The organism is Quyinboa mangrovi (assembly GCF_042219825.1).
Lineage (GTDB): Bacteria > Bacteroidota > Bacteroidia > Bacteroidales > UBA5342 > JBHJHP01.
In genome coordinates this window covers 649,353-663,036 of the sequence record NZ_JBHJHQ010000002.1, presented here as the reverse complement: position 1 = coordinate 663,036, position 13,684 = coordinate 649,353, and the positions used below count along the sequence as shown (strand labels likewise).

Genomic DNA, 13,684 nt, shown 5'->3' with positions numbered 1-13,684 from the left:
TCATTTTTATGTTACTTAGAAGAAAGTTAAATATACTATCATGGTTTGGAATAATCATGGTTCTGGTTTTATCCTCCTGCAAGGACAGAATGGCAGAGCATTACGAAGATCCACCATGGTTAGTGGGAAGTGCAACTGATTATTTACAGAGTCAGGGAAACTACACCATTTTTCTGGATGCACTTGAAAAAACCGAGTATGGCAGCATCGTAAGTGGACGAGGACTGGTCACCGTTATGGCTCCGGATGACGAAGCCTTTACAGCTTATTTAAACAGTAAAGGTTATAGCTCCATCGATGATATGCCACAAGCAGAACTGAACACCCTGGTCGGATACCATTTGGTGGATTATAAATACAATAAGGAATTATTTGCCAATTTTCAGCCAGGTGGACGCGAAAGTTATAATCCGGCGGAGAAAGGATTGTTTTACAAACAACGAACCAAAGCAGCTAATCCCATAACAAAGGAACAGGGTTACGAGCCCAACGGAAGACCACGTGAATACTCGGTATTCCACAGAAACCTTTATTTACCGGTATTTTCAAGCTATATGTTTGATTCCAGGGAAATAGAAGCTAAGTATAACTATGAGTTTTTATATCCTAACAGCACCTGGACCGGAGACAACGGAGGCTTTAATATTTCTGAGGCTAGTGTTGATGAATATGAAATTGCAACAGATAATGGTTTTATCTATTTAGTTGACCGTGTTCTTGATCCAATGAAAACGATTTATGAGAGTCTTAAATCTGAAGGTAACTACTCTAACTTTCTGACACTATATGATCAGTTTTCATATTATGAATACGACGCGGATTTATCAGACGACTATGGCAATGGTGACTCATTATTTATACATATGCATACAGAATTGCCGGCAATTGCCTCAGAATGGCCTGTACAAAATGCTAATTCATGGTCCATATTAACACGTTTCGCTAATAGTGTTTTTGTGCCAAATAACAACGCCCTGGATGCATTTTTCCAGCAAACATGGGAACCATATTACGATTCTTTTGCAGATGTAAATCCACTTGCTGTTTTGTTTCTGCTTTATAACCATACTTTTTCAGGAGACCTTGCCTTTCCTGAAAATATTAAAAAAGACGAAGTAACAACCTTCTTCGGAACTCCGGTTTCATTCGATCCGGATGTTGATGTATCTAAAAGCCAGATTTGTACTAACGGTGTTTATTACGGTCTGAACACAGTACTGACACCCCCCATGTTCACAAGTATTACAGGTCCGGCTTTCAGAGATCCTAAATACAGAATGTTCCTGCATATGATAGCTTATAGCGATGTTGCTCTTCCATTAACAAGTACTGCTATAAATTATACGATGTTCCTTCCTTCTGATGAAAAAATTGTGAATGCAGGAGTTGATGGATTAGATATCAGATATTATGATCCAACACCGGGTAGATTCGGAGATGAAGCGGTTCAGGTAAATGACCAGACCTGGGGCAATATGTCATCTTCATACATGGCCTTTTATATTGACAGCCATGTAGCAACTGATGTTCTGACAAATATAGATGGTATTGATATATATAAAAGCAGAAACAGCTATTCTTACTTATTTGTGAAAGGCGATTCTGTTGCATCCAATAAAATGTACAACGAAGGCAGTAAATTTGCAGCTATACAACCCATAGAAGGTAACTGGACAAACGGATCCTGCTATAATGTAGACTCTGTTTTACTCACAGAAACAGGTGAATTTAAATATCTGATTGGTCTGGCAGATGAAATACCTTACCTATCGGCCTATAAAGAATTTGCCAATCAGCTTACACTGGCTGGGTTGCTACCAATTAATGCACCCTTGCCGGATATAAGAGATAAATACATGTTATTTGTTCCATCGGATGAAGCTATACTGAACGCGCCTGCTGGAACAATTCCATCAGATCCGGATTCCCTGGCTAATTTCCTGATGTACTATTTTATCCCAGTACCATACAATGAAATTTCGGATTATGCTTTTCCCGGAGCAGGTATAGAAGGTGATTTTGTTACTTATCAGGGGCTGATTAAAACAAGTCCGACAGACACCTTACCTGCATCAAGGGTAATTTTATCTGATTCGGGAAGTAGTTTGATGTTGACAACTCCTGATGGTCAGACAGCTAATGTTACAAGTAACATTCCAAAAGTATATGGAGATTGTGCCGTATACACAATCGATGCTTTAATTCAACCGTGATAATCAATTATAAATGGAAAATAAAAAAGCATACCAGGTAATTTTAAATTTGAATCATAGTATAAAGCTGAGAACCAGTCTGATTAACAAGGCAGGTCAAGAATATAAAATATTATTCTAATGAAAATAAAGTACAAAATATTGGCTGTTTTACTTTTCACCGTTACACTTATTCACGCACAGGATAAAGTGCTGACAGGAAAAGTAACTGATGCAAAAGGAGAACCACTTATGGGTTGTAATATCCATGTGGAAAACGAATTACACAGATCTTTATCGGGTACCATTGCAGATATGGATGGTAACTACCGTTTATCGGTTCCGGATAAACCAAACCTGTCAGTCGTTTTTTCTTTTATTGGTTTCGAAAGTAAAGTCATTCCATATACAGGACAGTCCGTTACCAATGTTATTCTGGGAGAATCAAATGTAGAACTGGAGGGTGTAACCATAACCTCTGAAAGGGTTGAACGCAACTCTCTGGGGCTTACTAACAGAGAACTGGTTACCTCAACTCAGACTATAAACATGGAAGAACTGGAATCTACTCCATCCGCCTCCATTGAAGACCAACTTCAGGGACGAATGGCAAATGTGGATATCATTACCAGCGGTGATCCAGGTGCAAGAAGTTCTATCCGAATCAGGGGTACATCTTCCCTGAATGCATCATCAGAACCATTAATCGTTATTGACGGTGTTCCCTACCCAACAACCATTAATGATGATTTTAACTTCGCAACAGCTAACGATGAAGATCTTGGTGCTTTGGTAAATATCTCACCCGCTGACATTGAGTCAATAGAAGTACTAAAAGATGCTGCTGCTACTGCCATCTGGGGCTCCAGAGGAGCAAATGGGGTTTTAATCTTCAAAACAAAGAAAGGGACTCGTGGTAAAACCAGATTTTCATTCAACTCTAAATTTGATATTAAAAAAGAACCCAACACTATTCCGATGTTGCGTTCCAAAAGATTTAACACACTGCTTAATGAAATGAATTGGAATACCTTCCTTGACGAAGGAGAAAGCAGAAGTGATGTTTTAACTAATTTAACTGATCGTAAAGAGATCAATAATGACCCAAACTGGATATATTACGAAGAATATAACCAGGAAACCGATTGGCTTAGTGAAGTAACCCGAACAGGTTACACCACAGATAACAGTTTTTCTATGAGTGGTGGTGGAGATAAGGCAACTTACCGCATCTCACTGGGGTACCTAAACGAAACCGGAACTACAATCGGAACCGGGCTGGAGCGTTTTAACACTCTGGTAGGATTGGACTATCGCTTTTCAGACAAATTCAGATTAACTGCCGATTTTTCATATTCACAGGCTGGCATTGACAGTTACTGGGGAGGTTCAAACCCGCGCTCTGAAGCAATGAAAAAGTTACCTAATATGAGCCCTTATATTATTGGAGATGATGGTCAACGTACGGATGAATATTTTACTCCTGTTGAAAACATTCAGGGCTCATGGACTTCAAATAGAATGTACAATCCGGTAGCTATGGTATACGAAGCAACCAACCATTCAACAAAGCGAAATGGCAGGGTTGTATTTGGAGCAATTTACAACATTACCAAAGGACTGGAATACAGGAGTATTTTGGGGATGGACATGAGAACCACCAAAAACAAACGGTTTCTTCCCAATATCGTAACCGGGGTTAACCTAACTAACTCTAACAGCAATGAAGGAAGCGATAATTTATCAGATAACATGTACATACAGACAGAGAATAAATTGATTTACCGTAAAACATTCTCTGAACAACATAAAATTATACTTACCGGAATTTTTCAGACTTATGAAGGTCGTTCGGCAGGATATTCCAGTGCAACCAGTGGTTCACCATCCATCTTCCTGGCTGATCCGACCTCAGGATCAAATGTTTCTGCAATGGGATCAGGGAATTCAGTGGTCAGAAACCTGGGCTTTATTTCAAATGCCCATTATACATTTAAAGATAAGTACATGATTTCTGCCGGATTCAGAAGAGAAGCCAACTCAAGCATGGGAGCAGAGAATCGATGGGGATCCTTTCCAACAGTCGGTCTGGCATGGCATTTTGGTGATGAGAATTTCATGCGTGCCATTGACTGGTTTAACATGGGTAAACTACGTCTTAGCTGGGGACAAAGTGGTAATGCTCCAAGCGGATCTTCACCATATATTGGAACATTCCGGGGTCTTAATGAACGTTATGTTAATATGACGGCTGTTGAGCCACAAAGACAACAGCTCGATAACCTGAAATGGGAAACAGTATCACAGACCAATATTGGTATGGATATTGAACTTATCCAGAACAGATTACGGATTACTACAGATTTTTACGACAAAATGACAACAGACCTGTTACAGCGAGACGTTAATATACCATCGTCCACAGGCTATTCTCAGGTTAAATGGTACAACTCCGGTGCAATGTCGAACAGAGGTTTCGAGTTAATCGTTGGATATGACATTATCAAAAATAAAAACTGGAGTTTTAATACAGATTTAAACTTTTCCAAAAACATCAACAAGGTAATCGACCTTCCGGATAACAAGGAATTCGAGAGTTTTGAGCTGGCAAACGGAAACTATGCCCATAAAATTATTGAAGGAAACCCGCTCGGATCATTTTACGGATTCCGCTGTCTGGGTGTTTACCAGAATGAAGATGAAACATTAGCGCGAGATCCGGAAGGAAATGTAATTTATGATATCAACGGAGACCCAGTTTATATGCAAAACGGACTAACAGAAAATTACAGAGTATATCCAGGTGATGCCAAATATGAGGATATTAATAGTGATGGTGTTATTGACAAATACGATATAGTATACCTGGGAAACGCCATGCCATTGTTTACTGGCGGTGCTTCATTCAGAGTGCGGTACAAAAACCTGACTTTATCTTCTTTTTTCCATGGACGTTTCAAATATAAAATAGTGAACCGCACGCAGATAAACCTTGAGAGTATGTACGATGCATATGACCAAAGCTCCGCTGTCATGAGCAGATGGAGTTCAGAAGGCAATGATACAAATATTCCAAGAGCATTATGGGGTAAAGGAAATAACTACCTGGGATCAGACAGGTTTGTGGAAGACGGAACCTTTGTACGTTTAAAAACACTCTCTCTGAAATACGCTTTCCCGAAAAAGCTTACCAGGGATATAGGTATTGACAGACTGGATTTATGGGTAACAGGATATGATCTGATTACCTGGACAAACTATACCGGACAGGATCCAGAAGTTGGATTATCAAACAATATCTATATGTTAAGCGAAGATAGATCCAATACACCGAAAGCACGCAGGTTTGCGGTTGGTATAACAATGAACTTTTAATCAATGATGAAAATGAAGACTAACATAAGAATATTACTGTTAACCGCTTTAATTGGTTTTAGCTCTTGTAACCAATGGCTGGATGTTGTTCCGGAGAATGAACAGGTAGCAGACGAATACTGGAAAAACAAAGAGCAGGTAGAAGCAATTATTGCAGCCATTTACATAAAATACAGAACTACGGTCAAGGATCAGATTGTATGGGGTGAAGACCGGGCAAACTCTATCTCCCCCAATATTGTTGGCGGAGATGAACTGGATATTATGAGATGGAATATCCTGCCTGATAATGAATATTGCAAATGGGGCAAATGGTACCAGATTATCAATCTCTGCAATATGGTGATCCGCTATGCACCAGGAGTTGCAGATCCTTCATTCCCTGAAGAAGCTAAAAATGCAACCATCGCTGAAGCAACATACCTCCGTGCTCTGGCTTACTTTTTCCTTGTGCGGAATTTCAGAGACGTGCCTCTCATTCTTGAACCTTACATGAATGATTCCCAGAATTATGAAATTCCAAAATCTCCGGAATCAGAAATATGGGCACAGATCAAAGCAGACTTATTGTTTGCAGAGCAGAACATAAAAGACTCTTATTCAGCCTCTGAACAATGGATGAACAAAGGACGGGCTACAAAGTTGGCGGTTAAAGCGACCCTGGCTGATGTCTATTTATGGACAGAAGAATACGATAAAGCCATCATAGCATGCAACGATGTTATAGGTTCAGGAAAAGTTGGGCTGATACAAGGACTGACTGGTGAAAACGAAAATAACTGGTTTACACTTTTCAATCCGGGAAACTCAAATGAGAGCATCTTTGAGTTGCAGTGGGATAATTTGCAGGGACAATCTAACAGCAACCTGTATAATATGTTTAATGGTACGTCATATGACTATCAGATATCCCTGACCTTATACATGAAATTTTTACAATCATACAATGATATCAGAGGTCTGAATGCAACATATACTATGATGCCGGCACTTAGGGTCTGGAAATATATAGGTTCAAATGCCGGGAATCATTTGCTGGCAACAGAAATTGGTGCGGAACGAACTTCTGGTGAGCAGGACCAGAACTGGATTATGTATCGTTTTGCCGATGTCTTGTTAATGAAGGCTGAAGCATTGATAATGAAAGAACCAGGAAATCAAACCAACTATGCCGAAGCTGTTGATATCGTAAATACTATTAAAGAAAGAGCTCAGGTCACTAATCTGATCACTGATATTCCACAGACTGAACTGGAAATGCTGGAAATGGTGATGGATGAAAGATCTCTGGAACTTGCCATTGAAGGTAAGCGCTGGTACGATTTACTCCGGGTGGGTAAACGCAATAATTATCAGTATCTTAACTATATGATAGATGAGGTATTAAAAAATATTAGCCCCGAAAAGGCGTTAATCGTTCAATCAATACTAAGGAACAAGGACAGTCATTACTTACCAATTCATTTCGATGAACTGACCAATAACAAAGAACTGGTTCAGAATCCTTACTATGAGAGTCTCAAATAAATAATTAAACGATTTGATTGCATCATGAAAATAGCTATAAAAAAAATAAACATGCAAAAATTATTAACCATATTCTTATTAGGCTTTGTTCTTTTCGCATGTAAAGATCCATACGAAGGAACCACATATGTTGCCTATGATGAATTACCCGTTGCCAGTTATTTGAACTCGCGCTCTGAGGATTTCTCATTATGGGTTGAACTACTTCGTTATACAGGACTATACAGTACGTTTAATCTGTATACCGATTACACGGCTTTTGTTCCTAATAATGCCGCCATGGAAAAATTTATGAAAGAACAAGGTTACAACTCGGTCACGGATATCGATAAGGAGTATGCTACTTTCCTTGTTAAGTATCATACTTTACATAATAAAGTGCTTAAACAGGAAGAGTTTTCAAGCGGTGTGATGAACTGGCCCACAGCAATTGACGAATATTTATCCATATCGTTTGGTGAAGGAGGATTAAATGCTATTTATATTAACAACACCAGTAAAATTGTTGAATTGAATATTGAGGTGACCAATGGCGTAGTTCATGTTCTGGATGAAGTTCTGATTCCTGTTGTTGAGACTATCTGGGACAGAATTGATTCTGATCGCTTCTCTATAATGAAAGAAGCTGTAACAGCAACCGGTTACAATGCGTTGCTGAATAAAGTGCAGGATACGGCACTTGACCTGAGTGGTAATGAAATTATTAAAAGGTATTATTTTACACTGTTTGCCATTCCCGACAGTATCTACAGCATTGACGGCATCCAGTCTCTTGATGATCTGAAAAGTAAAATTGGTGCAGGTCAGTCAGATTACACAAATCCTGATAATCTGCTCAACCAATACGTTGCTTATCATATTGTTTCTCAGAGACAATCGTATGATGTACTGGCCACTTTCCAGGATGGTGTGGAATCCAAAAATATCAATACATTGGCCAATAAGGAGCTGATAAACATTTCAAAATCTGATAACGGAATCTGGATCAACTATGATGAAATGGTTCAGACAGGAACCAAGTTTATTCCGTTCAGAAATGACATCACGTGTAAGAATGGGGTATTACACGAGGTTGATACATGGATGCCCGTGGCCACCCCTCCCACTACCATAATAGACTGGGATTTGTCCAATTATGCTGACCTGGCAGCCATCTGTGATTATTTCCAGAGTCCTAATGGCAGAGGCGGTAGCGGAACATACGAAAAAGTGGTTCCTGAAGATGAAGTTGCAGCTTACTACTGGGAAGCCATTCCACTGACAAAACCAGATGTGATTACGTATGTAAATAACCGAAACAATGATGGTGCTTACTATGACTGTAAGTTTTACGACCATCTTGAAATCTCTACCGGTGCCGGAGGATGGGTTGAGATTAAAACTCCTGTTATTGTGAAAGGCACCTATAAAATGACATTATATTACGTGAGCTATTTATCTGTAAACAGTGCAGGTGAAATGCAATGTTACATGGATGATGATACAAAACTGGGCTCGTCTTTCTTCGTGTCCAATGCAACTTCAACCAGATATTCAAACAAAGTTTTGGTTAATTCAATCACATTTGATGAAACAGATGAACATACGTTAAGAATTGTAGGAATTGATGGTAAAAAACTGGAACTTGATTATATCAAATTTGAGCCAATAAATTAAAAATAATAGTTATGAAACGTTTAACATATATTTTAGGACTGGCGATTCTGTTATTTGCTGCATGCCAGGATAACTGGAAAGAGCATTATGATGAAGGTAATTCCACCATTTCATCGCAAAGTGTGTTGGAGTATCTAAAATCCAATCATGACTATGACAAATTTGTTGCTGCTCTTGAAGCAACAGGCGTAGCAGAAGAACTTGAGAGGGATCAGAACTTAACGGTCTGGGCGGTGAATAATGAAGCAATGGATCAGTTAGCAGATCTTGAGAAATTGTTTACCGATACTTTTATCATGCAATATCAAATCAATAACCTGACATTTGGATATTCCAAATTATATGATGGGTTAAGGTTGCGTTCTCTGAACGGTAAATATATTTCTGTGTCCCTTGGCAGTGATGATGCATATGTCGCTGATGCAAAAATCCTTAAAACAGATCAGTTCTGTAAAAATGGTGTAGTACATGAAATTAATCACCTGATGGAACCGGTTATAGGTATCTATGATTATCTGCTGGCACTCGGTGATAATTATTCTACCATTATCGACACCATATTCAACTCAAATGACACCGTATTTGATGTAGAGAACAGTGTGCCGATTGGCGTTGACTTTACAGGAAATACGATATACGATTCTGTATTTATAATTGAAAATCCATTACTGGCACAGGCTGATTTCAAATCGGAATTTTCCCAGCTTACTATGTTTTTACCGGACAACTCCGTTATTGAAGACTGTCTGGAAAATTATAAAAACCAGCTGCTCTCTATTGGAAAGCCGTGTACCTTAAAAGATACAATTCTTGCATTCAACTGGATTAAAGGTGCACTTTTCTATAACGGTATTATGAGAAGTATTGATCCCAATACCGACCTGGTTTCTGCTGTAACAATGCCGGAACCGGATGGCAGAAATATTGTTTGGAGAACGTCGGTTCAGCAACTGGATATGAATCCTAAAATGATGAGTAACGGTATCATCTATAATGTGACCAAAATGAAGATCCCGAATAACATTTTCATTACCAGGATTAAATCATTGGTTCAGTATATCCAATATGTACCTGAAGAAGAAAAGCCAAATTTCATTGAATATTTCAATGCTTCAAGTCATACAATCGTGCAGGGGGATCACTATTCATTCCCTACAGTATATGGACAACCTGAAGGTTATTATTTCTATGTTGATGCAAAAGGAACGCATCCGAATCAGGATGACTCAGTGCATTTAGCGATTGAGTTTAAACCCTTAAAAATTGAAACTCTCCCGGATAATACAACATTAGCAACAGAAATGCTGATACCGGCGGGAGAGTATAAGTTTTATTTTGGCGTCAGAAGTAAAAACCATGCTTATGTCAATTTCTATTTCAACGGAGAACTGGTTGGCGAAGAGGTGAAAGTTAACCAGTCCAGTCCATGGAACTATGACCGTGTCACTGAAACTGTTCCAGGTTCAAAATATGATGGTCTGGGCGGTCTTGTGAACATTGTAAATGTGGCTGGCGAAGGTCTGCAACATGTAAAAATAAAAGTTGAATTCAACAGATTGGGAGGAGGAAGCACAGAAGAACTCCAGTTATATCACTGGGCACTCAAACCAACTGAAAACAACTATTAAAAAGCCATCTCTAATGAAGTTAAATTGTTTTCAAATTAATAAAAAGGCAGATCCCGTTTCCGGTAGGAAGCGTAAACCAATACATCTAAAAAATAATATCCTAATGAAACGATTCCAGTTTTTTCAGGACAAGTTCCCCGTCCGAGCCGGTTTGATCCTGTCGGGCATCCAAACAATAAAATATAATTTACGGATGAAAAAATGTATTAATCTCTTTCTTGTGATATGTATGCTCTTGACAACAGTATCCGCATCAGCACAAGAGCCGTTAAAAATTACAGGAAAAATATTTAGTCCATATAATAATGAACCGGTAAAGGGCGCTGTCATTACAAGTTCAGTTGCAACAGAGTCTGCCACAACCGACAGCCTTGGACAGTTCTCTCTGGAGGTAAGTTCACTTGACGGTACAATTGAAGTATGGGGCCAGGGCTATTTTCAGCAAAAGCTTCCAATTCTGGGTAAAAGTACTTTCGAAATAACCATGATCCCTTCCGATAAGTTTGACTATAACCAGGATAAGGTTTTACCATTTCACCCGTCAGATTATAATATTGTAACCGGTAATAGTCAGAATATAAATGAAAAAAACATTGACCCGGGTGCATCCACAGTAGATGATGCTCTTTTGGGTAATATTTCCGGATTGTATATGATCAACAAAAGTGGCATGCCGGGTGAAGGATCATATTTAAACCTTCGAGGTATACAATCGGTACTTGGGAATAACGCTCCACTGATCATTTTAAATGGTGTCCCCTACTTGCCTGACATGAATGAATCTCCTATTATTGGAGGATATTCAAAAGGTATTTTCAACGCTATCAGTGTAAATGATATTGAGAATATTACCTTACTTAAAGGACAGGAGGCATCACTTTACGGTTCGATAGGATCAAATGGTGTACTACTCATAGAAACTAAAAAAGCAACTGACCTTGAAACAGCAGTTGAATACTCGGGACAGTACGGCATGGCATTTAACAATTCCACGCTGCCGGTACTTAATGTTTCGGATTTTAAAGCGTACATAGGTGATGTCGGGATAACTCAATATGCTGATATGGGAGAATTTTTGACCGATTTTCCGTTTTTGAGAGATGATCCGGATTATTATTACCAGTTTTTATATAACAACAATACCAACTGGCAACAGGAGATTTACCGTCCTGCTTTTGTTACCGATAATAATATAAGGATTAAAGGAGGTGATGCAGTTGCCAAGTATGATTTGTCTGTCGGCTATTTTGATCAACAGGGAACCGTTGATAATTCAAGCCTGGCAAGATATAATACCAGATTAAATGCAAATATCAACTTAGGTCAGAACATTGATTTGTTTTCATCTGTTGGTTTTGCCTTTTTAACCAGTTCATTGTATGAACAGGGAATGCTGAGTGCAACTAACCCATTATTGACTGCACTGTATAAAGCACCTATCTTAAATCCTCACAGAAAAGATGCTTTTAACAATACTTTACCGGGATACGATGCCGTACGGCAGTTTGGCGTAAGTAATCCTTTGGCCGTGGTAAACCAACTGACAATTGGATCAGATGTTTACGATTTTAGTTTCAACACCGGCATAAACTACCGTGTAATACCGAAGCTGACATTTACAGGAACCTTCGGTCTGTATTATAACTACAGTAGGGAAAATGCTTTCATTTCAGGAAAGGACAACCTGGCCGTACTTCCGCTTCAGGATGGATTTGCACTTAATACTGCCCGCGCTGGCGTTGGGGAAGCAGTAAACTACTACTCCAATGTAAATGGTGTTTATAAAACCTTGATTGGTAAAAACCCGTTTAACTTATCTCTGGGCTTCCAGTCCCTGATAACACGCCACGAATATGATGCAGGAAAAGGAACAAATACAGCATCTGATTTTTACAGAACACTGGACTATGTAACTCAGGATAAAGACTTCTGGGGTTATATCGAAGAATGGAACTGGATGAACTTTTATGGTCATGCCGATTATACTCTGAATAATCTGCTCACCCTGTCAGCGAACGCATCTTACGATGCAGCATCTTCAACAGGTCAAGAGGCAACACGCTGGGGTATTTTCCCATCAGGTGGTGCTACACTATACCTGAAAAATACATCTTTTCTTACAGATGTTGATCCCATTAACAAACTTAATCTTAGAGGTGAATATGGCGTAAGTGGTAACAGCCGGTTCTCAACAAGAATCAGTAAATACTATTATTTGAGTACACCTTTCCGTAATTTATCAGGCATTGCACGTGGAAATATGCCAAACACCCTTTTGAAATGGGAAACAAGTAAAACATTTGATGCCGGATTGGATATGGGAATGTTTAAAAACCGTCTTCAGGCTGAGATAAGCTATTATAGTATCATAACGTCTGATGTCATCATGCCAAGTAAAACACAACCGGAATACGGAATTGAAGAAATCATATATAACCAGGGAGAAATAAGCAACAAGGGATTTGAATTGTCTCTGATGGTTGATGTGATCAGCAACAGAAATTTTGGTTTTACCTTAGGTGGTAACGCATGTCTGAATAAAAATGTGCTGGAAAGCTTAGGAAGTTCAAATGAAATTATTCATGAATTAAGTGATGGATCCGCTGTCATTTCACGTGTTGGTGAATCGGTATACAGCTTTTACGGGTATGAGACAGAGGGCGTTTTTGCCTCTCAACAGGATGCTGAAAATGCAGGATTAACAGATTACAAAGGTGATCCGTTCAATGCCGGTGATATTATCTTCAAAGATTCCTACGGGAATGATAATATTATTGACGCACGTGACAGAACGATAATCGGTAATGCCAATCCTGACGTATTTGGTGCATTATTTGCTAACTTCAGGTACAAACAACTGGATCTTTCTGCTTCATTTGGTTACAGCTATGGTAACGATATGTATAATGCTGTAAGAAGATCACTGGAGGCTGTTGACAGTTATAATAACCAATCGGCTGCTGTGGTGAGAAGATGGCAAACTGAAGGTCAGATAACGGATATTCCTAAAGTAACCTACAACGACCCGATGAAAAACAACCGTTTCTCTGACAGATGGATTGAGGATGCATCATATATTAAACTCAGAAGCATCACCTTATCTTATACACTGAAACCTGATACGTATGATTTTATAAAGAGTGGAATTGTATATGTTTCAGCTGAAAACCTGTATACACTTACAAATTATCTGGGATTGGATCCGGTAACGTCTTACTCTTACGATCCAATGATGCAGGGATTTGATTATGCCAAAACACCTGCCCCGGCTTCAGTTAAACTTGGTCTAAAACTACAATTCTAATG

General features: G+C 39.0%; 6 protein-coding genes. All 6 read left to right on the top strand.

From position 1 onward, the window contains the following. The first annotated feature begins 8 nt into the window (after positions 1-8). The 6 genes from ACE1ET_RS06040 to ACE1ET_RS06015 all read left to right on the top strand — a co-directional run bounded on the left by ACE1ET_RS06040 (position 9) and on the right by ACE1ET_RS06015 (position 13,682). On the top strand, positions 9-2,213 hold the full coding sequence (locus ACE1ET_RS06040) for a fasciclin domain-containing protein (protein ID WP_375727467.1): 2,205 nt from the start codon (positions 9-11) through the stop codon (positions 2,211-2,213). Between the two features lie 120 nt (positions 2,214-2,333). After that, positions 2,334-5,567 (top strand): SusC/RagA family TonB-linked outer membrane protein, encoded by a 3,234-nt coding sequence (locus ACE1ET_RS06035; protein ID WP_375727466.1) that lies wholly within the window; start codon positions 2,334-2,336, stop codon positions 5,565-5,567. Between the two features lie 12 nt (positions 5,568-5,579). Next, entirely contained in the window at positions 5,580-7,094 is a 1,515-nt protein-coding gene (locus tag ACE1ET_RS06030; RefSeq protein ID WP_375727465.1) for a RagB/SusD family nutrient uptake outer membrane protein, read from the top strand. Between the two features lie 51 nt (positions 7,095-7,145). After that, positions 7,146-8,750: a fasciclin domain-containing protein gene (locus tag ACE1ET_RS06025; RefSeq protein ID WP_375727464.1), complete on the top strand. Its 1,605-nt coding sequence runs from the start codon at positions 7,146-7,148 to the stop codon at positions 8,748-8,750. An 11-nt stretch (positions 8,751-8,761) separates the two neighbouring features. Next, positions 8,762-10,378, top strand: a complete 1,617-nt coding sequence (locus tag ACE1ET_RS06020; RefSeq protein WP_375727463.1) for a fasciclin domain-containing protein — start codon at positions 8,762-8,764, stop codon at positions 10,376-10,378. A gap of 193 nt (positions 10,379-10,571) precedes the next feature. Beyond that, the gene (locus ACE1ET_RS06015) at positions 10,572-13,682 is read left to right on the top strand and encodes a SusC/RagA family TonB-linked outer membrane protein (RefSeq protein ID WP_375727462.1); all 3,111 of its coding nucleotides are present in this window, start codon (positions 10,572-10,574) and stop codon (positions 13,680-13,682) included. The last annotated feature ends 2 nt before the right edge of the window (positions 13,683-13,684 follow it).